Annotated in this window: 27 protein-coding genes; 16 read left to right on the top strand and 11 right to left on the bottom strand. The window is 70.6% G+C overall.

Annotated features, from left to right (window positions below):
* Positions 1-174: 174 nt before the first annotated feature.
* Together NK718_RS09335 and NK718_RS09330 are read right to left on the bottom strand one after the other, a co-directional pair.
* Positions 175-990, bottom strand: coding sequence for an exodeoxyribonuclease III (locus NK718_RS09335; protein WP_254740909.1), 816 nt, complete (start codon positions 988-990; stop codon positions 175-177).
* A gap of 77 nt (positions 991-1,067) precedes the next feature.
* On the bottom strand, positions 1,068-2,237 hold the full coding sequence (locus tag NK718_RS09330) for a trans-sulfuration enzyme family protein (RefSeq protein WP_254740907.1): 1,170 nt from the start codon (positions 2,235-2,237) through the stop codon (positions 1,068-1,070).
* A 124-nt stretch (positions 2,238-2,361) separates the two neighbouring features.
* Here NK718_RS09330 and NK718_RS09325 point away from each other — a divergent pair, with 124 nt between their 5' ends.
* A complete protein-coding gene (locus NK718_RS09325) occupies positions 2,362-2,865 on the top strand; it encodes a TspO/MBR family protein (protein WP_254740905.1) in 504 nt (167 codons plus the stop codon).
* Here NK718_RS09325 and NK718_RS09320 read toward each other — a convergent pair.
* Genes NK718_RS09320 through NK718_RS22260 form a run of 3 tightly spaced genes read right to left on the bottom strand, consistent with a single transcriptional unit; the run spans position 2,855 to position 4,582 of the window.
* A complete protein-coding gene (locus NK718_RS09320; protein ID WP_254740903.1) occupies positions 2,855-3,232 on the bottom strand; it encodes a response regulator in 378 nt (125 codons plus the stop codon). The two genes, NK718_RS09325 and NK718_RS09320, sit on opposite strands and share 11 nt — an antisense overlap.
* 13 nt (positions 3,233-3,245) lie before the next feature.
* The gene (gene hpt, locus NK718_RS09315) at positions 3,246-3,797 is read right to left on the bottom strand and encodes a hypoxanthine phosphoribosyltransferase (RefSeq protein WP_254740901.1); all 552 of its coding nucleotides are present in this window, start codon (positions 3,795-3,797) and stop codon (positions 3,246-3,248) included.
* A 44-nt stretch (positions 3,798-3,841) separates the two neighbouring features.
* Entirely contained in the window at positions 3,842-4,582 is a 741-nt protein-coding gene (locus tag NK718_RS22260) for a zinc-ribbon domain-containing protein (RefSeq protein WP_503826997.1), read from the bottom strand.
* Positions 4,583-4,715: 133 nt separating this feature from the next.
* On the opposite strand from NK718_RS22260, the gene ftsE reads away from it, so the two are divergent.
* The 4 genes from ftsE (at position 4,716) to NK718_RS09285 (ending at position 7,966) form a co-directional block, all read left to right on the top strand.
* Complete coding sequence (gene ftsE, locus NK718_RS09300; protein WP_254740895.1) at positions 4,716-5,378, top strand: cell division ATP-binding protein FtsE; 663 nt, start codon at positions 4,716-4,718, stop codon at positions 5,376-5,378.
* Positions 5,379-5,382: 4 nt separating this feature from the next.
* A complete protein-coding gene (locus NK718_RS09295; RefSeq protein ID WP_254740893.1) occupies positions 5,383-6,339 on the top strand; it encodes a cell division protein FtsX in 957 nt (318 codons plus the stop codon).
* 72 nt (positions 6,340-6,411) lie between these two features.
* Positions 6,412-7,074 carry a YdcF family protein gene (locus tag NK718_RS09290; protein WP_254740891.1) on the top strand — a complete coding sequence of 221 codons (663 nt, stop codon included), beginning with the start codon at positions 6,412-6,414 and terminating at the stop codon, positions 7,072-7,074.
* Between the two features lie 115 nt (positions 7,075-7,189).
* The gene (locus NK718_RS09285) at positions 7,190-7,966 is read left to right on the top strand and encodes a lysophospholipid acyltransferase family protein (protein WP_254740889.1); all 777 of its coding nucleotides are present in this window, start codon (positions 7,190-7,192) and stop codon (positions 7,964-7,966) included.
* A 10-nt stretch (positions 7,967-7,976) separates the two neighbouring features.
* Here the strand turns inward: NK718_RS09285 and NK718_RS09280 are convergent, their stop codons facing one another.
* Positions 7,977-8,501 (bottom strand): gamma-glutamylcyclotransferase, encoded by a 525-nt coding sequence (locus NK718_RS09280; protein WP_254740887.1) that lies wholly within the window; start codon positions 8,499-8,501, stop codon positions 7,977-7,979.
* A gap of 155 nt (positions 8,502-8,656) precedes the next feature.
* Here NK718_RS09280 and NK718_RS09275 point away from each other — a divergent pair, with 155 nt between their 5' ends.
* Complete coding sequence (locus NK718_RS09275; protein ID WP_254740885.1) at positions 8,657-9,673, top strand: DUF2125 domain-containing protein; 1,017 nt, start codon at positions 8,657-8,659, stop codon at positions 9,671-9,673.
* 20 nt (positions 9,674-9,693) lie between these two features.
* On the opposite strand, the gene NK718_RS09270 is transcribed toward NK718_RS09275, so the two are convergent.
* The 3 genes from NK718_RS09270 to NK718_RS09260 are packed head-to-tail and all read right to left on the bottom strand — an operon-like array spanning position 9,694 to position 12,629.
* Positions 9,694-10,641, bottom strand: coding sequence for a prephenate/arogenate dehydrogenase family protein (locus NK718_RS09270; RefSeq protein ID WP_254740883.1), 948 nt, complete (start codon positions 10,639-10,641; stop codon positions 9,694-9,696).
* Positions 10,634-11,755: a pyridoxal phosphate-dependent aminotransferase gene (locus tag NK718_RS09265; RefSeq protein WP_254740881.1), complete on the bottom strand. Its 1,122-nt coding sequence runs from the start codon at positions 11,753-11,755 to the stop codon at positions 10,634-10,636. The genes NK718_RS09270 and NK718_RS09265 overlap by 8 nt, the downstream gene beginning before the upstream one ends.
* 19 nt (positions 11,756-11,774) lie before the next feature.
* Positions 11,775-12,629: a chorismate mutase gene (locus tag NK718_RS09260; RefSeq protein ID WP_254740879.1), complete on the bottom strand. Its 855-nt coding sequence runs from the start codon at positions 12,627-12,629 to the stop codon at positions 11,775-11,777.
* A gap of 207 nt (positions 12,630-12,836) precedes the next feature.
* Between NK718_RS09260 and metX the strand changes: the two genes are divergently transcribed.
* Together metX and metW are read left to right on the top strand one after the other, a co-directional pair.
* Positions 12,837-14,024, top strand: a complete 1,188-nt coding sequence (metX, locus tag NK718_RS09255) for a homoserine O-acetyltransferase MetX (RefSeq protein ID WP_254740877.1) — start codon at positions 12,837-12,839, stop codon at positions 14,022-14,024.
* Complete coding sequence (gene metW, locus NK718_RS09250; RefSeq protein WP_254740875.1) at positions 14,025-14,669, top strand: methionine biosynthesis protein MetW; 645 nt, start codon at positions 14,025-14,027, stop codon at positions 14,667-14,669.
* Positions 14,670-14,679: 10 nt separating this feature from the next.
* Here metW and NK718_RS09245 read toward each other — a convergent pair whose 3' ends face one another.
* Positions 14,680-15,612, bottom strand: coding sequence for a site-specific tyrosine recombinase XerD (locus NK718_RS09245; protein ID WP_371877250.1), 933 nt, complete (start codon positions 15,610-15,612; stop codon positions 14,680-14,682).
* Entirely contained in the window at positions 15,609-15,752 is a 144-nt protein-coding gene (locus tag NK718_RS09240) for a histidine kinase (RefSeq protein ID WP_254740873.1), read from the bottom strand. The genes NK718_RS09245 and NK718_RS09240 overlap by 4 nt, the downstream gene beginning before the upstream one ends.
* A gap of 128 nt (positions 15,753-15,880) precedes the next feature.
* Between NK718_RS09240 and NK718_RS09235 the strand changes: the two genes are divergently transcribed.
* From NK718_RS09235 to trmD, 8 genes are all read left to right on the top strand, one after another.
* Complete coding sequence (locus NK718_RS09235) at positions 15,881-16,483, top strand: shikimate kinase (protein WP_254740871.1); 603 nt, start codon at positions 15,881-15,883, stop codon at positions 16,481-16,483.
* Positions 16,484-16,485: 2 nt separating this feature from the next.
* Entirely contained in the window at positions 16,486-17,625 is a 1,140-nt protein-coding gene (gene aroB, locus NK718_RS09230; RefSeq protein WP_254740869.1) for a 3-dehydroquinate synthase, read from the top strand.
* A 10-nt stretch (positions 17,626-17,635) separates the two neighbouring features.
* A complete protein-coding gene (locus tag NK718_RS09225) occupies positions 17,636-18,931 on the top strand; it encodes an HlyC/CorC family transporter (protein WP_254740868.1) in 1,296 nt (431 codons plus the stop codon).
* 182 nt (positions 18,932-19,113) lie between these two features.
* Complete coding sequence (locus tag NK718_RS09220) at positions 19,114-19,362, top strand: glutathione S-transferase (RefSeq protein WP_254740867.1); 249 nt, start codon at positions 19,114-19,116, stop codon at positions 19,360-19,362.
* Between the two features lie 3 nt (positions 19,363-19,365).
* A complete protein-coding gene (ffh, locus tag NK718_RS09215) occupies positions 19,366-20,934 on the top strand; it encodes a signal recognition particle protein (protein ID WP_254740866.1) in 1,569 nt (522 codons plus the stop codon).
* Between the two features lie 88 nt (positions 20,935-21,022).
* Entirely contained in the window at positions 21,023-21,355 is a 333-nt protein-coding gene (rpsP, locus tag NK718_RS09210; RefSeq protein WP_254740865.1) for a 30S ribosomal protein S16, read from the top strand.
* A 60-nt stretch (positions 21,356-21,415) separates the two neighbouring features.
* Entirely contained in the window at positions 21,416-21,967 is a 552-nt protein-coding gene (gene rimM / locus NK718_RS09205) for a ribosome maturation factor RimM (protein WP_254740864.1), read from the top strand.
* The gene (gene trmD / locus NK718_RS09200) at positions 21,964-22,644 is read left to right on the top strand and encodes a tRNA (guanosine(37)-N1)-methyltransferase TrmD (protein WP_254740862.1); all 681 of its coding nucleotides are present in this window, start codon (positions 21,964-21,966) and stop codon (positions 22,642-22,644) included. The genes rimM and trmD overlap by 4 nt, the downstream gene beginning before the upstream one ends.
* Positions 22,645-22,786 lie beyond the last annotated feature (142 nt).

Genomic DNA, 22,786 nt, shown 5'->3' with positions numbered 1-22,786 from the left:
TCTTGCTTTGTCATGAGGTTGTTGCAAGCGGGAATGAATAAACCATGAATTGGGTGGATTTCCTCGAAACGCACAACTTGTGATTGCACATGTCGATGGCCGCAATAGTTGAGTCGTCTTGCCGTTTGCAAGATCTACAATGGTCGAGTGTTGTGGCGCGACCCGCCGTCCGGCTTACACGTCCAGGTTGACGATGACCGGCACGTGGTCGGACGGGCGCTCCCAGTCGCGGGCGTGACGCACGATCTCGGCCCCGGCGAGATGGCCGGCCAGGGGCTCCGACAGCCAGACATGGTCGAGCCGCCGGCCGCGGTCGGACTTCTGCCAGTCCTGGTTGCGGTAGCTCCACCAGGTGAACACTTTCTCCGGCTCCGGGCGCAACGCCCGCACCGCGTCGACCCAGCGGCCCTCGCCCTGCACGAGGCCGAGCTTCTCGCACTCCACGGGCGTGTGGGAGACGACGTCGAGCAGCTGCTTGTGGCTCCACACGTCGGATTCGAGCGGGGCGATGTTGAGGTCGCCCACCAGGATGGCGCGCCCGGCGCCCGGCTTGTCGAGGCCGCACCAGTCGCGCATCTCGTCGAGAAAGGCGAGCTTGTGGGCGAACTTGTCGTTGAGGGCGGGGTCCGGCACGTCGCCGCCCGCCGGCACGTAGAAGTTGTGGATCGACACCCCGGCGGCGTCGCCGGCCTCGCGCGTCAGCGTGATCGAGATGTGCCGGGCGTCCGACTTGCCGCAGAAAGCGCGCGCCTCGCGGCCCTCGAACGGCAGGCGGGAGACCACCGCGACGCCGTGATAGCCCTTCTGCCCGTGGACGGCGATGTGCTCGTAGCCGGCCTTGCGGAACACCGAGGACGGGAACTGCTCGTCCTGGCACTTGGTCTCCTGCAGGCACAGCACGTCCGGCCCGTGGTCGGCCAGGAACTGCGACACGAGGCCCGAGCGCAGGCGCACGGAATTGATGTTCCAGGTGGCGACTCTCAGGCGCACGCCTCGGCTCCGGGGGTTCGGTTCAGGGTTGACGAGGGGTTAACGCCCCGCGCCCGCGACGGCAAGGGCCGGCGCGCCTAGGAGTGCGCCGCGCGCAGGGCCTGGTCGAGGTCGGCGAACAGGTCGTCGGGGTCCTCGATGCCGGCGGAGAGGCGCAGCAGGTCCGGTGGGCAGGGCGTGCCCGGCCCCTCAATGGACGCGCGGTGCTCGATGAGGCTCTCGACCCCGCCGAGCGAGGTGGCGCGCTTCCACAGCGTCACCGCCGCCGCCGTCGCGATGGAAGCCGCCTCGCCGCCCTTGACGCGGATCGACAGCATGTGCCCGAACCCGCCCTGCATCTGCTTCGCGGCGATGTCGTGGCCGGGATGGCTCTTCAGCCCGGGGTAGAGCACCTGCGCCACGCCCGCGTGGGTTGAGAACCGCTCCGCCAGCGTCGCCGCGGTGGCTGACGCCGTGCGGACCCGAAGATCCAGGGTGCGAAGTCCCCGAATCAGCAGGAAGGCTTCGAAGGGTCCCAGAACTGCGCCCAAATTCTTGCGAACTGCCGCGATCTTCGACCAGAAATCGTCCTGAAGTTTGCATGCCAGGACGCCCGCAACGACGTCTGAATGCCCGTTGAGCGCCTTGGTGGCGGCGTGCATGACGATGTCGGCCCCCAGCTCCAGCGGCCGGGTGAACACCGGCGTCGCCACCGTGGAGTCCACCGCCAGCCGCGCGCCGACGCCATGCGCCAGCTCGGCGATGGCTGCGATATCCGCGAGCGACCACAAGGGGTTGGACGGAGTTTCCAGCCACACCAGCTTGGTCCGGCCCGGCCGCAGCGCCGCCTTCACGGCGGCCAGATCGGCGGTGTCGACGAGATCGACCGCGATCCCCCACCGCGTCGCCTCGGTCAGCAGCCAGTTGCGCAGCGCCCAGTACATCACCGTCGGCGCCACGATGTGGTCCCCCGGCGACAGCGCCATCACCACCGAGGTCGCCGCCGCCATTCCCGAGGAGAACACCATCGCCGCCTCGGCGTCCTCCCACATGGCGATCACCGCCTCGGCCTCGCGCACCGTCTCGTTGTCCGGGCGGCCATAGACGAAGCCCGAGCTGTACTGGTTGTCGGGGTCGCGGATATAGGTCGTCGCCACGTGGATCGGCGGCACGACGCCCTTGGTGATGGGATCGATGCGCCCGAGCGCCTGGGCACTCAGCGTGCGCTTGGACCAGGGGGCATTGGAGCGGCGATCGGAAGCGGTCATGTTGGTTGTCCGGCTGTCGGGGCGCGCGACTTAACCAGACCGCGCCCGCGAAAGGAAGCCCGCCCTTGCCGCGGCCCGCCGCCGCGCCATATCGAGGCGAGGACGGCCGGAGACAGGACCTTCGATGAGTGCCCAGGCGAGCGACCGCAACGCGACGAGCCCCTGGCTGCACGCGGTGATCGCCGTCGGCGTGGTGTTCGCCGCCGGCGCCATCGGCAGCGCGGCGACCCTGCCCAGCATTCCCCTGTGGTACGAGCGCCTCGCCAAGCCCGCCTTCACGCCGCCGAACTGGGTGTTCGGCCCTGTCTGGACGCTTCTCTACGCCATGATGGCGCTGGCGTTCTGGCGCATCCTGCGGCTGCCGCCGGACCGCACGAGGCGACGGCAGGCCATCATGACGTTCGCCACGCAGATCGTCCTGAACGCCCTGTGGTCGGTCGTTTTCTTCGGACTCCGCAACCCGCCGCTGGCGCTGGCGGTCATCCTGGCGCTGGAGGCGGCGATTCTGGCGACGCTCTACGCCTTCGCCAAGCTCGACCGCGTCGCCGGCTGGCTGCTCGCCCCCTATCCGCTGTGGGTCGCCTACGCGACCGCTCTCAACGCGGCGATCGTCTGGCTCAACCCATGACTGCGGGCGCGAGCGTGGCGCGCACCGCGTCGCGCAGCTCGGACAGCGTGAACGGCTTGGCCAGCACGTCGCGAATCAGGGCCTCGAGGTTGCGGGCGCGCTCGCGCTGGTCGGCGTAGCCGGTCATCAGCAGAATTGGCATGTCCGGGCGCTCGCGCGACGCGGCCAGCGCCAATTCGATGCCGTCCATCATCGGCATGCGAATGTCGGTCAGCAGCAGGTCGTAGCTCGCGCCGGGCTCGGTCAGCATGTCGAGCGCCTCCGCTCCGTCGCGCGCAGCGTCGACCCGATGGCCGTCGAGCTGCAACCCGCGCGACACGAAGCCCCGCAATACCTCCTCGTCCTCGGCGATCAGGATGGATGCCATCGTCGTGCTCCGGTCAGGCCCCGGCTTCGCCGCCGTCCTTCTCCATCACACCGATGAAGGGCAGCTGGCGGAACCGATGAGCGACGTCCATGCCGTAACCCACCACGAACAGGTCGGGGCAGGTGAAACCCACATAATCGGGAGAGATGGAGACCGCGCGCTTGCCCGGCTTCTCCAGCAGCACGCAGCTCTGGACGTTGGCGCCGCGCGCGGCGAGCAGATCCTTGGCGAAGGCGATGGTGCGGCCGGATTCGAGGATGTCGTCGACCAGCAGCACCTCGCGGCCGTTCACGTTGCTGTCGACGTCGCGCAGAATGGCCACGTTTCCGGACGACACCGTTCCGTCGAGATAGCTCGACAGGTGCATGAACTCGACCTGCGGCTCCATGCCGGCCCGGTGCATGGCCCGGATCAGGTCCGCCGCGAACATGAAGCTTCCCTTGAGGATGGCGACGACGAGCAGGTCCTTGGGCTTGCGGGCGGCGATCTCGGCGGCGATCTCGTCGTTGCGCCGGGCGATCGCGTCTGCGTCGAAGAGCACGCGCACGTGCCAGTTGTCGTCCATCGGGTGCATCCTGCGTTGCGGCCGAATCCCGGCCTTCGGACGTTTTACTGGCGCGCGACGCGGAAATCACGCTCCGCGAACCGAACGAGCACGGATGCCCCTTCCGCGGGCGGGGCGACGATCCGCGTGCGGAACGGCGCCGCTTCGCCCGGTTCGAGCGCTGCGACGGGAGCCTCGCTCACCCACTCGAAGATGCGCCGTCCATCGGCATCGCGCAGGCTGACCTCGATCGGCGCCACGGTCGCGCGCCCGCGCGCCACGCCGCGCACCTCGCCCTCGACGACGAGAACCGGCTGGTCCTTGTCGGTGACGATCTCGGCCCGGACATTTGCAAACTCGATCCCGCGCGCGTTCACCGGAAGGCCGATCGCGGCGTAGAGCCCTGCGCTGCGCGGAAGGGCCGACACCACGGCGCCGCGCTGAGCCACGGCCGCGGCGACGAGGACGGCGCAAGCGAGGCCCGCGAGCATGGCGAAATTCGGCCTCATTAGCCGGCGAAGAGCGGCCGACATGCGCCGCAACGTCTCCATCCAGGCCGTCTTCGACCGCGCCGCCTTCCGTCTCCAGCGGGACTTCCCCGGCTGCGCGACCGGCGCCGTGTCCTCGACCCTGAGGACAACGGCGCGGCTGTCCGGCCCGGCTTCCGGCGTTCCCGCCGCGTCCGAATCGGCCGGCGCGGCGAACCAGGTGCGCCGGCAAGACGCGCAACGCAGGGTGCGGCCGTCGCCCAGTTGTTCGGGCGACAGCGAATAAGAGCTTGCGCAGGATGGGCAGACGATCAGCATGGCGAATCAGACAAGGTCGTGGCCGTTCCGGGCGGACCCGCCCAGGAATCATGGAACCTTCACGACGTTAACGAAGCGTGAAGACACCGCGCGGGATTCACACCGCCGGAATCAGCAATCGGAGACTGGGACCGTGGTCCGTTTCGAGAACGTCGGCTTGCGGTACGGCATGGGGCCCGAAGTCCTGCGCGACATCAGCTTCAGCATCGAGCCGCAGTCCTTCCAGTTTCTGACCGGCCCCTCCGGCGCGGGCAAGACGACACTGCTGCGGCTGATCCTGCTGGCCCTCAAGCCGACGCGCGGCCTGATCGACCTGTTCGGCCACGACGTCAACACGATCCAGAAGGACACGCTGACGGCGCTGCGCCGGCGCATGGGCGTGGTGTTCCAGGACTTTCGCCTGCTCGAACATCTCACGACGTACGAGAACGTCGCTCTCCCGCTGCGCGTGCAGGGCCGCGATGAGGCGAGCTACCGGGCGGAGGTGGTCGAGTTGCTGCGCTGGGTGGGGCTGGGCGAGCGCATGCACGTGCTGCCGCCGGTGCTCTCCGGCGGCGAGAAACAGCGCGCCGCCATCGCGCGGGCGCTGATCATGCAGCCGGACCTGCTGCTCGCGGACGAGCCGACCGGCAATGTCGACCCGTCTCTGGCCCGCCGCCTGCTGCGCCTGTTCGTCGAGCTGAACCGCTCGGGCACCGCCATCGTCATCGCGACGCACGATCTCGCGCTGATGGACCAGTTCGACTCCGCCCGCCGCCTCGTGCTGGGCGATGGACGCCTGCACATCTATGATTGATCCGATGCTGCGCACCGCGGGTCCCGAACTGGCCGCCGAGGACGCCGAGGCGACGACGCCGCTCGGGCGCAACCAGCCGCTCGTGCCCGCCGCCTCCATCGCCGGCCGGGCGCTGGTCACGGTGATCGCCATCATGACGTTCCTGGCCGCACTGACGGCGGGCGGCGCGCAGTTGATCGGCGACGCGTCGCTGGGCTGGCGCTCGTCGGTGTCGCGCGAGGTGACGATCCAGGTGCGCCCTGCGCCGACGCGCGACATCGAGGCCGACGTCGCCAAGGCGGCGGCGTTGGCCCGCGCCGTGCCCGGCGTCGTCGACACCCGCATCTACACAAGGGCCGAATCGGAACGCCTGCTGGAGCCGTGGCTCGGGGCGGGACTCAATTTCAGCGAGCTGCCGGTGCCCCGTATGATCGTGGTCAAGCTCGATCCGGGCCAGCGGCCGGACTTCAGCGATCTCCGCCGGCAATTGTCGGAACAGTTGCGCGGGGCCACGCTCGACGACCATCGGCTGTGGGTGGAGCGCCTGGCCGCCATGGCCAACACCTTCGTCGCCATTGGCATCGGCGTCGTCGGGCTGGTCATCGTCGCCACCGCGCTGGCCGTCGCCTTCGCGACGCGCGGCGCGATGGCCGGCAACCGGGAAATCGTCGAGGTGCTGCATTTCGTCGGCGCCACCGATTCCTACATCGCGCGCGAGTTCCAGCGGCACTTCCTGCGGCTGGGGCTGCGCGGCGGCGGCATCGGCGGCGCGGCGGCGGTGGTGTTCTTCCTGATCGCCGGGGTGCTGACCTCGTCCATGGTGGCGACGCCGGGAGGAACGCAGATCGAGGCGCTGTTCGGGACTTTCACGCTGGGCCCCGGCGGCTTCGTCGCGATCGTGTTCATCGCGGTGCTGGTGGCGTGCGTGACCGCCGTGGTGTCGCGCGTCACCGTCCGCAACACGCTGCGCGAGCTTGGCTGAACTTGCGTGACCGCCCTTGCCGCGCCTCATTGGGGCGGCAGGATCATCGTGGAAGGATGTTGGAACGGGGGAATGGTGAGGGTTCTGCGGCTGGTCTTCGGATTGGGGATTTCGGGAGCCCTGCTTCTCGCCATCCTCCTGGGGATCGGCTTTTTCGTCTTCCTCGGAAGCCTCGAGCGCGCCGAGGGCCGGGATTTCGCGCCGGTCGACGGCATCGTCGCCCTGACCGGCGGATCGGAACGCATTTCCGACGCCATCGACCTGCTGGCGCGCGGCCGCGGCCAGCGGCTGCTGATCACCGGCGTCAACGAGAAGACGACGCGCGAGGAACTCGCCCGCCAGAAACCCGAGTTCCGCTCCTATTTCGCCTGCTGCGTCGATCTCGACTACGAGGCGCTGAACACGATCGGCAACGCCCGGCAGACGCGCAACTGGGTCCAGCAACACGGCTTCGGCTCGCTGCTGGTGGTGACCTCGACCTACCACATGCCGCGCACGCTGGCCGAGTTGCAGGCCTCGCTTCCCGGCGTCAGGCTGGTCCCGCATCCTGTCGTGCCCGAGCGTCTGGACATCGACGGCTGGTGGCGCGATCCGGCGCTGGCCCGTCTTCTGGCCATGGAGTACGCCAAATACGTGGTCGCGGTGGCGCGCATCCACCTCGGCGCGCAGCCGACCGCCGGCAGCATGGCGCGCGGCTCGTCGCTTCCCGGCGGCGCGCTCTTGCGGAAGTCGTGACGATAGGCCAAGCACGCGGGGCGGTCGTTTCCGGCCGCGCGAGAACCCTGCCCGCGCATCGCCCGGCCGCGCCGCCCGGCGGACGACGATGCCGAGGCCCGGTCCTGGAGCCGCGATGCCGTCCCTGCGCGCCCTGTTGCTGAACGCGACCCTGTACCTGAGCATGATCGTCGTCATGGTGCTGGCCCTGCCGTCGCTGCTGTTGCCGCGCGCCGTGCTGCGCGGCATCGTGCGACTGTGGGGCCGTTATTTCCTGCTGCTGTGCCGAGTGGTCGGCGGCCTGGACGTCGAGGTGCGCGGACGCGAGAAGATCCCGGCCGGGCCCCTGCTCGTCGCCTCCAAGCACCAGTCGATCTGGGAAACCTTCGCGTTCCTGGCCCTGTTCGACGATTCCTGCTTCATCCTGAAGCGGGAGCTCACCTGGATACCGCTGTTCGGCTGGCTCGCCGTCAAGGCGCGCATGGTGTCGGTGGACCGGCGCGGCGGAGCGCGAGTGCTGAGCCAGCTCAACGAACGCGCCCGCGCCGAGATCCGGCGCGGCAACGGCCGGCAGATCATCTTCTTCCCGGAGGGGACGCGGCGGCCGCCGGGCGCGCCACCGCAGTACAAGCAGGGAATTTCGCACCTCTACGCCAAGCTGGGCGTGCCCTGCCTGCCGGTGGCGCTCAACGCCGGGCTGTTCTGGCCGCGCCGCAGCATGGCGATCCGGCCAGGCACGATCCTGGTCGAGATCCTGGACCCGCTGCCGCCGGGCCTGCCGCGGGACGAGTTCCACCGCCGGATGCAGGACGGCATCGAGACCGCGTCGGACCGCCTGCTCGCCGAGGGGCTGGCTTCGCTGGGCGACCGAGCGCCGGTTCTCCCGGCGCGAGCCACCGAGGAGCGGCGCTGAACGACGGAACTCAGACGTTCTCGGACAGCCATTCCAGCGTCGCGTCGCGGATGCCGAGCTCGAGCAGGTGGGCGTGGGTGTTGCGCACGTAGTCGGGATTCGGCCCCGAGACGCCGACGCTGTCGCGGACGTGCTCCAGCAGGTCCGGCTGGGGCAGGCGGCGGCGATACTGGCGATGGGCGCGGTCCACCGTGTAGGCGACGCCGCGCACGCGCCGTCCGTCGGCCAGCCGCAAGTCGTGCCACGTTTCGCGATACACCATGGTCACCTGCTCGCGGGCCCGCAGGTACTCGATCGTCGCGTCGCGTCCCGCCGCTTCCACGCGGAAGGCCACGCCCCGGCACGAGCCGCCCTTGTCGAGGCCGAGCACCAGCCCCGGCCGCTCGGGCGTGCCGCGATGCACGTGCGACAGCACGCAAAGCGCCCGGTGAAAGCCGTGCAGGGTGGCCAGCACCCGTTCCACGTAGTCGAAGCCCGGCCGCCACATCAGCGAGCCGTAGCCGAACACCCACAAATCGCCCTGATCCGCCTGCATCGGTTCCGTCTCGGAGATCGCCTTGCCCACGCTTGGGCCTGTTCGGTTTCGACGCCGGATGGATTACCACAGACGTCCCACGAGATGGACACAAGATGAATCGACCTCCCCGTTCCGCCCCCCGGCCCCGGCCCGCGCGGACCTCGCGCTGGCGGATGAGCCTGCCGGCGATCGCCGTCGGCGTGCTGTTTCTCGGCCTGTCCGCGTTCTGGTTCGCGGCATCGTGGTGGACGGGGCGTCAGATCGACGCGTGGATAAACCGCGAGGCCTCGCTCGGGCGCAACTGGTCGTGCGCGGACCGCTCGATCGCCGGCTATCCGTTCCGCATCGAGTTCTCCTGCGACGCCCCGACCTTCGCGGGCGCGATGGACGGACGGGAGGTCTCCGGCAGCCTCGGCCGCGTGCTCGCGGTGGCGCAGGTCTACAATCCCGGCCACGTGATCGTGGAGGCCGACGGCCCGCTACTCGTCACCGAAAAGGGCGGCGTCGAGGCGCGGCTGGACTGGTCGCTGGGGCGCGCCAGCGTCATTGGACGCCCGGGAGCCGTGGAGCGCGTCGCCGTCGAGCTGACCCAGCCGAAGCTCAATCTGTCCGGCGCGCCCCGGGGCGATGTGGAGGCGAGCGCCGCGCTGGCGGATTTCCACCTGCGCCGCACCCCAGGACGGCCACCCGAGGACCGGGCCTACGACGTCGCCTCCCGGATCGAGAGCGGCGTCGTGCCGCCGCTCGACCGACTCTCGGGTGATGCGGCTCCCCTCGACGCCGACGTGGTGGCGACGCTGACGCAGGCCGACCCGCTGGTCGGCGTGGGCCTGGCGACGGCGCTGGAGCGCTGGCGGCAGGCCGGCGGGCGCGTGCAGGTGTCGACGCTGACGCTGCGCAAGGGCGTGAAGCAGGCCGCCGCGACCGGCAATCTGGGCCTCGACGAGGGCCGCCGCGTCCAGGGCCGGCTGGAGCTGACCCTGTCGGGCATGGACGACCTGCTGAAGGCTTACGGCGTCGGGCCCCGCACCGCCGTGCTGAGCGGCCTCATCGCCGGCGTGCTGGGCGGCAAGGCCGAGGCGCAGCCCGCGCCCGGAAAGACGGCGGGGCTCACCCTGCCGCTGCGGTTCGAGAACGGCCGCGCCTTCCTGGGCCCGGTCGCCGTCGCGGCGCTCGCGCCCGTGTACTGAGCCACCAAAGTACTGAGCGCTCAGGCCTCGTCGACCTTGCGGCGTCCGAAATCGGGCTCCGCCGTCTCCTGCCCCACGTCGATGATGCTGCGCCTGATGGCGCGCGTGCGCGTGAACAGGTTGAACAGCGCGTCGCCGTCGCCCCAGCGGATCGCCCGCTGGAGGGCGGTCAGGTCCTCGCTGAAACGCCCGAGCATTTCCAGCACGGCGTCCTTGTTGTTGAGGAACACGTCGCGCCACATCGTCGGATCTGACGCCGCGATGCGGGTGAAGTCGCGGAAGCCGCCGGCCGAGAACTTGATGACCTCCGACTGCGTGACCTCCTCCAGGTCGGCCGCCGTGCCCACGATGTTGTAGGCGATGAGGTGCGGCACGTGGCTGGTGATGGCGAGGACGAGGTCGTGATGCGCGGGCGTCATCACCTCGACGTTGGAGCCCGCGCCTTCCCAGAACGCGCGGACCCTGTCGGTGGCCGCGTCCGAGCCGCCGGGCGGCGTCAGGATGCACCAGCGCCCCTTGAACAGGGTCGCGAAGCCGGCATCCGGGCCCGAGTTCTCGGTGCCCGCCACCGGATGCGCCGGCACGAACAGGGCATTTTCGGGAAGGTGCGGCGCGACCTGGTTGACGACCGACTGCTTCACCGAGCCGACGTCCGAGACGATCACCCCCGGCGCGAGCCCCTCCTTCATCTGCTCCGCGACGCCGCCGCACGCGCCGACCGGCACGCAGAGGATGACGAAATCCGCGCCGCGCACGGCCTCGGCCGGCGCTTCATAGGTCTCGTCGGCCAGGCCCAGCGCGACGACGCGCTCGCGCACGGCGGCGGAGCGGTCGCACGCGACGATGGTGCGCGCCAGGTTCTTGCGCCGCGCCACGCGCGCCAGCGAAGAGCCGATCAGTCCCACGCCGATGATGACGACCCGCTCGAAGAGCGGAGCGTCGAGGCCGCGTCCGAGTCCGTCAGGCACCTTGGCGCTCCCGCATGAAAGCCTGCAGCGCGTCGACGACGAGCCGGTTGGCCTCTTCCGTGCCGATGGTCAGGCGCAAAGCCTGCGGCAGCCCGTAGGCCGCGACGCCGCGCAGCACGAGCCCCCGCGCCGTGAGGAAGGCGTCGGCGTCCTTCGCCGTCAGGCCCTCGGTCCCCGGGAAGTGGATCAGCAGGAAATTGCCGACGCTGGGCGTCACCCGCAGGCCCAGCGCCTCGATCTCCTTGGTCAGCCACGGCAGCCAGCGCTCGTTGTGCTCCACCGCGCCGGCGACGTGCGCCTCGTCGGCCAGCGCGGCGACGCCCGCCTCCATGGCCGGCCCGCTGACGTTGAACGGCCCGCGAATGCGGTTCACCGCGTCGGCCACGTGGGCCGGGGCGTAGCACCAGCCCAGCCGCAGCAGCGCGAGCCCGTAGATTTTCGAGAAGGTCCGCGTCATCACGACGTTCTCGCTGGTCGAGACCAGCTCGATGCCGGCGGCGTAGTCGTTGCGGCGGACATATTCGGCGTAGGCGGCGTCGAGCACGAGCAGCACGTGCGGGGGCAGCCCGGCGTGCAGGCGCTTCACCTCCTCGAACGGCAGATAGGTGCCGGTCGGGTTGTTGGGATTGGCCAGGAACACGACCTTGGTCCGCGGGGTGACGCGGGCGAGGATGGCGTCGACGTCGGCGGTGAGGTTGGTTTCGGGCGCGACCACCGGCACGCCGCCGGCCCCCAGGATCGCCAGCTTGTAGACGAGGAACCCGTGCTCGCTGAACACGCCCTCGTCGCCCGGGCCGATATAGGCGTGGGTGAGCAGGGACAGGATTTCGTCCGAACCCGCGCCGCAGACGATGCGGGACGGGTCGAGCCCGTAGCGGGCGCCGATCGCGTCGCGCAGCGCCGTCGACGCGCCGTCGGGATACAGTTCGAGCTTGCCGGCCATGGCCTCGTAGGCGGCGACGGCCTTCGGGGAGGGGCCCAGGGGCGTCTCGTTCGAGGACAGCTTGTACACCTTGGCCACGCCGGCGGCGGTGCTCTTGCCCGGCACGTAGGGTTCGATGGCCATCACGCCGGGGCGCGGGACGGGGCGGGTCGGGGTTGCGGAGGCGGTCATGGGTCTGTCCGGATGACGATCAGGGATTGCGCGGCTTGGCGGAGTCGAGGCGGAAGCGGGCGGCGTGCGAGCCGATTTCCTCAATGTCGAACACGCCCACCCCGAGCCCGGCCATGACGCCGTAGAGGTCGTCGAGCGACACCGCGCCCGGGGCGGCGACGAGCAGGTTCAGCCCGGTTTCCTCGCCGGCGGAGTGCTCCACCGTGGCGCCGACCTTGGCCAGGGCCGCCTGAAGCCCGTCGCGCCAGCGCTCGACGCCGAGCGCGTAGAGCACGTTGTCGCGCACGGCCGCGTCGGCGATCGGCTTCGAAATGACGTAGACGGGCGTGCCGGCCGGATGGCCGGGGCGCTCGACGAAAGGCAGGCGGGCGATGATCTTCGGCCGGCCCGCCCCGGTCAGCGCCGTCCACCACGCGCCGGCGCTGCGGCCCGGCTCGGCGCGGAACACGCCGAGATCGCCGGCCGACCGCGCCACGGCGTCGATCACCGAGGCCGCGCTGTCGTGCGGCATGTAGGGGACCGTGAAGCCGAAGTGGAAGCGCGCCGTGTCGCGCATCGGCGCGTCGCCGCCGGACACGTCCGCATGCACCGTGTAGGGCGCCTGGACGTAGGTGAAGGTGGAGATGATGACCCGCCAGATGCTCTCCACCGTGTCGAACGGCAGGTTGCCACGGTGGCGCTCGGCGAAGTTGCGCATCATCGAGGCCTCGCGGCCCGGGCGGAAGGCGGAGCCGGAATCCTGCGTGTTCTTGATGCGGATGAGCGTGTCGATGATTTCGCCGCGCTCCATCAGCAGGTCGTGCATGGCCGCGTCGATGCGATCGATCTCGCGCCGAAGGTCGGCGAGGGTCGGCTGGGCGGGCAGGTTGGCCATGATCGCAACCGGGGTTCGAGGCGACGGAGAACGCTTCCGGGTTGGCGGCGAGCGGTCGGCGCGGCGAGTCATAAAGCGCCGACACTCCAAAGGCAAAGCCGGAGAGACGGCGCGCGACGGGCCCACGATTTGACTTGCGGGCGGCCGCGATGAGCGCTACCGACATCGTTCTCTAAACCGAACGAACCGGGCTGAAAGCGGAACCCGATGGCACACTGGCAGGCGATCGCGCCGGCGGCGGCGCAGGAGGTCGAGCATCCGTCGAGCCTCGTGGTCGAGTTCGGGCCGGACCGGCCGCTGGCCCTCGACTGCGGCGCCTCGCTCTCGCCCTTCACCATCGCCTACCAGACCTATGGCGAGCTCGACGCCCAGCGCAGCAACGCCGTGCTGATCTGCCATGCGCTGACGGGAGACCAGCACGTCGCCAACGTCCACCCCGTGACTGGCAAGCCGGGCTGGTGGGAGACGATGATCGGCCCCGGCAAGCCGATCGACACCGACCGCTTCTTCGTCATCTGCGCCAACGTCGTGGGCGGCTGCATGGGCACGACCGGACCGGCCTCGCGCGGCCCCGACCAGGTCAAGCCCTGGGCTCTGGACTTCCCGGTGGTCACCATCCGCGACATGGTGCGCGCCCAGGCCATGCTGATCGACCACCTCGGCATCGACACGCTGTTCTGCGTCGCCGGCGGATCGATGGGCGGCATGCAGGTGCTGCAATGGGCGGCGAGCTATCCCGAGCGTGTGTTCTCGGCCATGCCGATCGCCACCGCCGCGCGGCACAGCGCCCAGAACATCGCCTTCCACGAGGTGGGCCGGCAGGCCATCATGGCGGACCCGGACTGGAAGGGCGGGCACTATCTGCTGGAGGGCGCGCGGCCCGAAAAGGGGCTCGCCGTCGCCCGCATGGCGGCGCACATCACCTATCTCTCGGAGCCCGCGCTGCACCGCAAGTTCGGGCGCAAGCTGCAGGAGCGCGACGCCCCGACCTTCTCGTTCGACGCGGATTTCGAGATCGAATCCTACCTGCGCTACCAGGGCCGCAGCTTCGTCGAGCGCTTCGACGCGAACTCCTATCTCTACCTCACCCGCGCCATGGATTATTTCGACCTCGCCGCCGACTATGACGGCGTGCTGGCGCGCGCCTTCGGCAAGACTCGCACGCGCTTCTGCATGGTGTCGTTCACGTCGGACTGGCTGTTCCCCACCGCCGACACGCGCGCCATCGTCCACGCCCTCAACGCTTCTGGGGCGTCGGTCTCCTTCGTCGAAATCGAGACCGACAAAGGGCACGACGCCTTTCTGCTCGACGTGCCGGAGCTGTTCGCGACCAGCCGGGGCTTCATCGACTCGGCCGCCCACGCACGCGGGCTGCCTCCCGCGCGGGAGGCGTGAATGGCCGACCTTGCCGCCATGCTGCCCACCGGGGCCTCAGCCACCCGCATCGACCTCGTGCTCGTCGCCGGCATGGTGGAGCCGGGGTCGCGCGTGCTCGACGTCGGCTGCGGCGACGGCGCGCTGCTGCGGCTACTGCGCGAGGGCCGCAACGTCGACGCGCGCGGCATCGAGATATCCCAGTCCGGCGTCAACGAATGCGTGGCGCGCGGCCTCTCCGTCATCCAGGGCGACGCCGACACGGACCTCGCCGACTATCCGGACGACGCCTTCGACTACGTCATCCTGTCGCAGACCCTGCAGGCGACGCGCCGGCCGCGCGTGGTGCTGGAGCACATGCTGCGCATCGGCCGCCACGCCATCGTGTCGTTTCCGAATTTCGGCCACTGGAAGGTGCGGGCGCGGCTCGCCTTCGGCGGCCGCATGCCCGTCACCGAAAACCTGCCCGTCTCCTGGTACGAGACGCCGAACATCCACTTCTGCACGATCAGCGACTTCATCGACCTCGTGAACGCCATCGGCGCGCGCATCGAGCGTGTCGTCGCGCTCGACGCCGGCGGCAAGCAGATGCGCTTCGCGATGCCGTGGTGGGTGTGGAACCTGTTCGGCGAGCAGGCGGTGTTCGTGCTGACTCGGAAGCCCTAAGCGACCGCCGTCAGCCCCCGTCGGCCAGCGGGTGCAGGTCGCGCACCAGGCTCTTCAGCCGCTCGTCGAGCACGTGCGTGTAGATCTGCGTCGTCGAGATGTCGGCGTGGCCGAGCAGCTGCTGGACGACGCGCAGGTCCGCCCCGTTGTGCAGGAGATGGCTGGCGAAGGCGTGCCGCAGCACGTGCGGACTGACGTCGCCGCGCAGGCCCGCCGCCGCCGCGCAGGCCTTGAGGTCGCGAGCGAAGGCCTGGCGTGTCAGGTGCCCGCTTTCGCTGTCGGCCGGAAACAGGAACGGCGAGCGGCTTTGTCGCTGCGCGTCGCGCAATTCCCCGTAGCGGGCGATGGCGGCGCGGGCGCGGTCGTTGAGGGGAACGAGCCGCTCCTTGCCGCCCTTGCCGCGCACCACGATCAGCCGCTCGCGCAGGCGCGCCGTCGAGGCGGGCAGCGCCACCAGCTCCGAGACGCGCAGCCCCGTCGCGTAGAGCGTCTCGAGCAGCGCCGTCATGCGGGCGGCGCGCAGCCTCTCGCCGGCAGGGCGCGCCGCGTCGTCGATGCCCTCGGCGGCGACCGCCAGCAGCCGGTCGACATCGTCGATGCCGAGCGTCTTGGGCAGCGGCCGGCTCCGTTTCGGGCCCGCGAGGGCCACGGTGGGGTCGTCGGCGCGCAATCCCTCGCCATAGAGGAACTTGTGGAGCTGGCGCACGGCCGAAAGCCGCCGCGCGGCCGAGGACGCCTTGAGCTCGCGCGACGCCAGCCCCGCGATCCAGGCCCTGATGGCGTCGGCGTCCGCGCCCAGGACGCCGCCGTCGACGTTCTCCGCGTAGTCGGCCAGGTCGCGCCGGTAGGCCTCGACGGTGTTGCGCGCCGCGCCGCGCTCAGCCTCCAGCATGTCGAGGAAGGCGTCCACCGGCCCGGCGCCTCGGCGGGCACGGGCGCTCACCGTGGCAGTCTCGAGGCCGGGATGGTGACGGTGATCTCGCGCGGCTCGGGCTCGTACAGCGTCGCGAGCGCCAGCATGGCGGCGTACACGCCGCCCACCAGCACGGCGACCACCAGCAGGAAGCGCAGAATCACGGGCACGGCGGGACAATCCAGTTTCGCGACTGTTCGATCACGACTGCCGGCGCGAGGCAAGACAGATGAAATGACGTGCGCGCTCTGCTAGGGAAGAGCCGGGATGCGCCCTTGCGGCGCGACAAGAGGATCACGTGGAGACCGCGACCGAGGACCCGCCCGTCGAGGCGGACAACGCCGCGATCAAGGCTGCGCTGGGCGCGCGGTCGATCGTGCTGGTCGGCATGATGGGGGCCGGCAAGAGCTCGGTGGGCCGCCGGCTCGCCGGACGGCTGGGGCTGCCCTTCGCCGACGCCGACACCGAGATCGAGCGCGCCGCCGGCATGAGCATCCCGGAGATCTTCGCCGCGCGCGGCGAGGCGGATTTCCGCGACGGCGAGCGGCGCGTGATCGCCCGCCTGCTGGCCGAGGGACCGTTGGTGCTCGCCACCGGCGGCGGCGCGTTCATGAACGCCGAGACGCGCCAGCGCATCGCCGAGAACGGGATTTCGGTCTGGCTCCGGGCGGAGTTCGACGTGCTCATGCGCCGCGTCCGCAAGCGCTCCAACCGGCCGCTGCTGCAAACCCCGGACCCGGAAGGCACGCTGAGGAAGCTGATAGCCGACCGCAACCCGACCTACGCGCTCGCCGACATCACCGTCGAGAGCCGCGACGTGCCGCACGAGACCGTGGTGGCCGAGATCGTCTCCGCCCTGCGCGGCCATCTGCGCGAACCCCTGCCGACGAGAACCGCCTGACCATGCCCGACACACAAGCGGCCGGCGCGCCCGCCGAGACCGTCCACGTTCCGCTTGGCGACCGCGCCTACGACATCGTCATCGGTCCCGGCGTGCTGCACGACGCGGGCCGGCGCATCGCCGCCGTCGCACCCGGCGCCGCCTGCGCGATCGTCACCGACGAGAACGTGGCGCGCGTTCACCTGCCGGCGTTGTCGGCGAGCCTGGCCGCGGCGGGCGTTCGCGCCACCCCCGTGGTCGTGCCCCCGGGCGAGGCCTCGAAGTCCTACGCGATGTTCGAGACCGTCTGCGACGCCATCATCGCGGCGCGCATGGAGCGCGGCGACCTCGTCGTCGCGCTCGGCGGCGGCGTGGTCGGCGACCTCGCCGGCTTCGCGGCGGCCTCGGTGCGGCGCGGCATGCGCTTCGTCCAGATCCCGACCTCCCTGCTCGCGCAGGTCGACTCGTCGGTGGGCGGCAAGACCGGCATCAACTCCCCCCACGGCAAGAACCTCGTCGGCGCGTTCCACCAGCCGAGACTCGTTCTGGCGGACACGGCGGCGCTCGACACGCTGCCGCCGCGCGAGTTCCGCGCCGGCTACGCCGAGGTGGCGAAATACGGGCTGATCGACGACCCCGCCTTCTTCGCCTGGCTGGAGGAGAACCACCGCGCCGTGTTCGCGGGCGGGGCGGCGCGCGTCGCCGCCATTCGCGCCAGTTGCGCCGCCAAGGCGGCCGTCGTCGTGCGCGACGAGCGCGAGGACGGCGACCGCGCCTTGCTCAACCTCGGCCACACCTTCGCGCACGCCTTCGAGCGCATCACGCGCTACGACGGCGCGCGGCTGGTGCATGGCGAGGCGGTGGCGATCGGCCTCGTCTGCGCCTTCGCCTTCTCGGCCCGGCTCGGGCTGGCCTCCGGGCAGGACGCCTCGCGCGTCGCGGGCCATCTGCGCACGGTCGGCCTGCCCACCGCCATCCGCGACATTCCGGGCTGGGACGCCGGGGCGGCCGCCATTCTCGACGCCATGGCGCAGGACAAGAAGGTGCGCCGGGGCGCGCTGACCTTCATCCTGGCCAACGGCATCGGCCGCAGCTTCGTGGCGCGCGACGTCGACGCGGCGGCGGTGCGCGCGTTCCTCGACGACGCGCTGCGGGAAGGGTGAGGCTCGGGCGATGGAAAACGTTCACGTCGAAGCAAACCCCTGGCTGGCGCTGCTCATCGTCGTCTTCTGCCTGGCGCTGTCGGCCTTCTTCTCCGGCGCCGAGACGGCGCTGACGGCCGCCTCTCGCGCCCGCATGCACGCACTGCAGGCGGCGGGCGACCGCCGCGCCGGCATCGTAAACCGCCTGCTGCTGGCGCGCGAGCGGCTGATCGGGGCCATGCTGATCGGCAACAACGTCGTCAATATCGGCGCGTCCGCCTTCACCACGAGCGTCCTGGTGGAGCTGTTCGGCTCGGGCGGCGTGATCTACGCCACCGTCGCCATGTCGGTGCTGGTGGTCGTGTTCGCCGAGGTGATGCCCAAGACCGTGGCGATCAACAAGCCGGACCAGGCGGCGCTGCTGCTGGCGCGGCCGGTGTCGTGGGTCGTCGCCTTGTTCGGCCCGCTCACCATGGCCATCGAGGCCTTCGTCCGGGCCATCCTGCGCCTCGTCGGCATCGACATCCGCGCCAACCAGTCGGTGCTGTCTCCCTCCGAGGAGATCCGCGGCACGGTGGAGCTGCTGCACCGCGAGGGCGGCGTCGAGCCCGAGGCCCGCAAGATGTTCGGCGGCCTGCTCGACCTCGAGGAGCTCGAGGTCTCGGACGTGATGATCCACCGCACCAAGATGCGCACGATCTCCGCCGACCTCTCCTCCGAGGAGATCGTGCGCGAGGTGCTGTCCTCCCCCTACACGCGGCTGCCTTTGTGGTCCGGCACGGCGGAGAACATCATCGGCGTGCTGCACGCCAAGGACCTGCTGCGGGCGCTCGACGCCGTGAAGGGCGACGCCGCCCAGCTCGACGTCAAGGCCATCGCGCTCGACCCCTGGTTCGTGCCCGACACCACCTCGCTGGTCGACCAGCTCAAGGCGTTCCTGGCGCGCAAGACGCACTTCGCCCTGGTCGTCGACGAATACGGCGAGGTGATGGGGCTCGTGACGCTGGAAGACATTCTGGAGGAGATCGTCGGGGATATCCGCGACGAGCACGACGTCGCCGTGCAGGGCGTGCGGCCGCTGCCGGACGGCTCCGTGAACGTCGACGGCTCGGTGCCGGTGCGCGACCTCAACCGCGCCATGGACTGGCGGCTGCCCGACGAGGAGGCGACCACCATCGCCGGCCTCGTCATCCACGAGGCGCAGACCATCCCGGACACCGGCCAGGTGTTCACCTTCCACGGCTACCGCTTCCAGGTGCTGCGCAAGTCGCGCAACCGCATCACCGCGCTCAGGATCACGCCGCTGGCGCGCAACCCGGCCGCGTGAGGCGTTCCTGCCGGGGTTTTCTTGACTCCGGCGGCGCTTTCCCCTATCGGCTGCGGACTTCATTGGCGAATTCTCGTCCTTGAGCCACCGCCCGGGCCCGGAGCCCGGAGGTCCACGCCCGACAGCGCGTCGCGCCCTCGGGCGCATTCGGCTTTGGGGCGACGCCTGGCTGGGAGCTTCGGATGGCGGACGAGCGGACGGCGCTGGACATCGGCGACGCTGTCAACGAGACCTGCCCGTGGTCGGGCAAGCCGATCTCGGCGGACTCGCTGACGCTGTATCGCGGATTCGTGGTCGGCTTCTGCAATCCGGGCTGCCGCGACAAGTTCGAAGCCGCGACCCGCCATTTCGACGCCGCACTGGCCGGCTACCTGCCGGACGACGACGAGCCGGACGACGCCGGGCTCGGCTCCACCGCGCAGGCAGGGTGATTCATGTTCGACGGCCTTTCCGAGAAACTTTCCGGCATCCTCGACAAGCTCACGCGCCGCGGCGCGCTGACCGAGGAGGACGTCAACGCCGCGCTGCGCGAGGTGCGCCGGGCGCTGATCGAGGCCGACGTGGCGCTCGAGGTCGTGCGCTCGTTCACCGACAAGGTGCGCAGCCGGGCGGTCGGCGCGGAGGTGGTGAAGTCCGTCACCCCGGGCCAGATGGTCGTCAAGATCGTCCACGACACGCTGGTCGAGACGCTGGGGTCGGACGCCGATCCGATCAACCTCGACGCGGTGCCCCCCGTGCCGATCCTGATGGTCGGCCTGCAGGGCTCGGGCAAGACCACCTCGACGGCCAAGATCGCCCGCCGCCTGCAGGACCGCCAGGGCCGCAAGGTGCTGATGGCCTCGCTCGACACGCGCCGCCCCGCCGCGATGGAGCAGCTGTCCGTGCTCGGCCAGCAGGTGGGCGTGGCCACCCTGCCCATCGTCGCCGGCCAGAACGCCGTGCAGATCGCCCGCCGCGCGCTCGAGGCGGCGCGCCTCGGCGGCTTCGACGTGGTGATGCTCGACACCGCCGGCCGCACCACGGTCGACGAGGCCCTGATGACCGAGGTCGCCGAGGTGAAGGCGCAGACCCAGCCGCACGAGGTGCTGCTGGTGGCCGACGCCCTCACCGGCCAGGACGCCGTCAACACCGCCCGAGCCTTCGACGGGCGGGTCGGCGTCACCGGCATCGTTCTGACCCGCGTCGACGGCGACGGCCGCGGCGGCGCGGCGCTCTCCATGCGCGCCGTCACCGGCAAGCCCATCAAGCTCGTCGGCACCGGCGAGAAGATGGACGCGCTGGACGAGTTCCATCCGGCCCGCATCGCCAACCGCATTCTCGGCATGGGCGACATCGTCTCGCTCGTCGAGAAGGCGGCGCAGACCATCGACCAGGAGAAGGCCGCCCGCATCGCCGAGAAGATGCGCAAGGGCAAGTTCGACCTGGAGGACATGCGCGACCAGCTCGGCCAGGTCGAGAAGATCGGCGGCATCGGCGGGCTGATGGGCATGATGCCCGGCATGGCCAAGCTGAAGGACCAGGTGTCCGCCGCCAACCTCAGCGGCAAGACGATCTCCCGGCAGATCGCCATCATCAACTCGATGACGCCGAAGGAGCGCCGCAACCCCGACCTGCTCAAGGCCTCGCGCAAGAAGCGCATCGCCGCCGGCTCGGGCGCGAAGGTGGAGGAGGTCAACCGCCTGCTCAAGACGCATCGCCAGATGGCCGACATGATGAAGATGATGGGGCAGGGCGGAAAGCGCGGCCCGCTCGCCGGCCTCGCCAACATGTTCGGCATGGGCGGCGGCGGACCGCAGGTGACGCCCGAGATGCTGGCCCAGCTCAAGGACAAGCTGCCCCCCGGCTCGCTGCCGGACATGCCGCCCATGCCGGGCGGCGGAATCCCGGCCGCGCCGCCGGCCGGCCTCGGCGCGGCGCCGAAGCCGCCCGGCCTGCCCGGGCTCGGCGGCAAGCTGCCCGGCCTCGGCGGCGGCGGCTTCAATCCGTTCGGCAGGAAGAAATGAGCTTCGCGCGGCCTCGAGCCCCTTCCCCGTCGGGGCTCGGCCGCGCGCGTGATCGAATGACGGGAATGAAACTGAAGGAAACTCGACAATGGCTTTGAAGATTCGCCTCGCCCGCGGTGGCGCGAAGAAGCGTCCGCACTACTCGATCGTCGTCGCCGACAGCCGCTATCCGCGCGACGGCCGCTTCATCGAGAAGCTCGGCACGTTCGACCCGATGCTGCCGAAGGACTCCGCCGAGCGCGTGAAGATGGACATGGAGAAGGCCAAGGCCTGGATTGCCAAGGGCGCCCAGCCGACCGACCGCGTCGCCCGCTTCCTCGACGCCGCCGGCGTCGCCAAGCGCGAGGCCCGCAGCAACCCGGAGAAGGCCAAGCCGAAGAAGAAGGCGCAGGAGCGCGCCGCCGCCGCCGCGGCCGAGTAAGCCCATCGACACGCGGGCGCGGCCCACCGGCCGCGTCCGCCTTCTTCGCCCGGACGCACCATGCCCAGCGACCTCATCCTCGTCGGCGTGTTCGGCGCGCCGCATGGCGTGCGCGGCGAGCTGCGGCTGAAATCCTACACCGACGACCCGCTGGCCATCGCCGGCTACGGCCGGCTGGCCGATTCCGCCGGCAAGCGCCAGTTCGTCCTCGCCTCCGCCCGCCTTGTGAAGGACGACATGCTGGTCGTCCGGGTCGAGGGGGTGAATGACCGCGAAGCCGCCGCCGCGCTCACCAACGTCAAGCTCCACGTCCCGCGCGCCCGCCTGCCGGAGCCGGAGGACGAGGAGGAATTCTACCGCGCCGACCTCATCGGCCTGCGCGTCGAGGACGAGGACGGGGCGCTGCTCGGCACAATCGGCGCCGTGCTCGACTTCGGCGCCGGCGACATCCTCGAAATGCTGCCCGTCGACGGCGGGCGTCCCGTCATGCTGCCCTTCAGCAAGTCCGTCGTGCCGGTCGTCGACGTGCGGGGCGGCCGCATCGTCGCCCGCCCGCCCGTGCTGGTGCAGGAGGAGGAGGCCGGCGACGACGAGGCCGGTCCGGCCGCATGAGCTGGTCGGCGAGCGTCCTCACCCTCTTCCCCGAAATGTTTCCGGGCCCGCTCGGCCTGTCCCTGGCCGGTGACGCGCTGGCGCGCGGCCTGTGGTCTCTCGACGTGCGCGACATTCGCGCCCACGGCCTCGGCCGCCACCGCGCGGTGGACGACACGCCGGCAGGCGGCGGCGCGGGAATGGTGATCCGCGCCGACGTTCTCGCCGCCGCCGTGGACGAGGTCTCGCCCCAGGGCGACCCGCGCCCGCGCCTGCTAATGAGCCCGCGCGGACGCCCGCTGACGCAGGCCCGCGTGCGCCAGCTCGCCGCCGGCCCCGGCGCGGTGCTGGTCTGCGGGCGTTTCGAAGGCGTCGACGAACGCGTCATCGAGGGGCGGGGGCTGGAGGAAGTCTCAATCGGCGACTACGTGCTGTCAGGCGGCGAGCCGGCGGCGCTGGTGCTGATGGACGCCTGCGTCCGCCTGATCCCGGGCGTGATGGGCAAGGACGCCTCCGGCGCGGAGGAAAGCTTCGAGAACAACCTGCTCGAATATCCCCACTACACCCGCCCGCGCGAATGGGAGGGGCGCGCCATCCCCGACGTGCTGCTCTCGGGCGACCACGGCCGCATCGCCCGCTGGCGGCGCGAGCAGGCGGAGCGCCTCACGCGCGAGCGGCGGCCGGACCTGCTCGACTGAGCCTCGGCCGTCGAAGCACCGGCGACGCCGCGTCTCGACAACCCCGCCGCTCTGGTGTAAGGACCCGCGTCCAACTGAAAACAGCGGGGCCGTACCGCTCGCCCGGGCCGCAAGGCGGGGGCGCAACCGGCAGGAGATTGTC

The organism is Alsobacter ponti (genome assembly GCF_024294805.1).
Classification (GTDB): domain Bacteria; phylum Pseudomonadota; class Alphaproteobacteria; order Rhizobiales; family Beijerinckiaceae; genus Alsobacter; species Alsobacter ponti.
The sequence above is the reverse complement of the archived record's forward strand: the minus strand, read 5'-3'. Positions and strand labels throughout refer to the sequence as shown.

Bases quoted from the DNA above. Each gene is read 5' to 3' on its own strand.
- NK718_RS09330 (WP_254740907.1), bottom strand. From the start codon at position 2,237: ATGACCGCTTCCGATCGCCGCTCCAATGCCCCCTGGTCCAAGCGCACG.
- NK718_RS09325 (WP_254740905.1), top strand. From the start codon at position 2,362: ATGAGTGCCCAGGCGAGCGACCGCAACGCGACGAGCCCCTGGCTGCAC.
- NK718_RS09320 (WP_254740903.1), bottom strand. From the start codon at position 3,232: ATGGCATCCATCCTGATCGCCGAGGACGAGGAGGTATTGCGGGGCTTC.
- hpt (WP_254740901.1), bottom strand. From the start codon at position 3,797: ATGGACGACAACTGGCACGTGCGCGTGCTCTTCGACGCAGACGCGATC.
- NK718_RS22260 (WP_503826997.1), bottom strand. From the start codon at position 4,582: ATGCTGATCGTCTGCCCATCCTGCGCAAGCTCTTATTCGCTGTCGCCC.
- NK718_RS09295 (WP_254740893.1), top strand. From the start codon at position 5,383: ATGCTGCGCACCGCGGGTCCCGAACTGGCCGCCGAGGACGCCGAGGCG.
- NK718_RS09290 (WP_254740891.1), top strand. From the start codon at position 6,412: ATGGTGAGGGTTCTGCGGCTGGTCTTCGGATTGGGGATTTCGGGAGCC.
- NK718_RS09285 (WP_254740889.1), top strand. From the start codon at position 7,190: ATGCCGTCCCTGCGCGCCCTGTTGCTGAACGCGACCCTGTACCTGAGC.
- NK718_RS09280 (WP_254740887.1), bottom strand. From the start codon at position 8,501: ATGCAGGCGGATCAGGGCGATTTGTGGGTGTTCGGCTACGGCTCGCTG.
- NK718_RS09275 (WP_254740885.1), top strand. From the start codon at position 8,657: ATGAGCCTGCCGGCGATCGCCGTCGGCGTGCTGTTTCTCGGCCTGTCC.
- NK718_RS09265 (WP_254740881.1), bottom strand. From the start codon at position 11,755: ATGACCGCCTCCGCAACCCCGACCCGCCCCGTCCCGCGCCCCGGCGTG.
- NK718_RS09260 (WP_254740879.1), bottom strand. From the start codon at position 12,629: ATGGCCAACCTGCCCGCCCAGCCGACCCTCGCCGACCTTCGGCGCGAG.
- metX (WP_254740877.1), top strand. From the start codon at position 12,837: ATGGCACACTGGCAGGCGATCGCGCCGGCGGCGGCGCAGGAGGTCGAG.
- metW (WP_254740875.1), top strand. From the start codon at position 14,025: ATGGCCGACCTTGCCGCCATGCTGCCCACCGGGGCCTCAGCCACCCGC.
- aroB (WP_254740869.1), top strand. From the start codon at position 16,486: ATGCCCGACACACAAGCGGCCGGCGCGCCCGCCGAGACCGTCCACGTT.
- NK718_RS09225 (WP_254740868.1), top strand. From the start codon at position 17,636: ATGGAAAACGTTCACGTCGAAGCAAACCCCTGGCTGGCGCTGCTCATC.
- NK718_RS09220 (WP_254740867.1), top strand. From the start codon at position 19,114: ATGGCGGACGAGCGGACGGCGCTGGACATCGGCGACGCTGTCAACGAG.
- ffh (WP_254740866.1), top strand. From the start codon at position 19,366: ATGTTCGACGGCCTTTCCGAGAAACTTTCCGGCATCCTCGACAAGCTC.
- rpsP (WP_254740865.1), top strand. From the start codon at position 21,023: ATGGCTTTGAAGATTCGCCTCGCCCGCGGTGGCGCGAAGAAGCGTCCG.
- rimM (WP_254740864.1), top strand. From the start codon at position 21,416: ATGCCCAGCGACCTCATCCTCGTCGGCGTGTTCGGCGCGCCGCATGGC.
- trmD (WP_254740862.1), top strand. From the start codon at position 21,964: ATGAGCTGGTCGGCGAGCGTCCTCACCCTCTTCCCCGAAATGTTTCCG.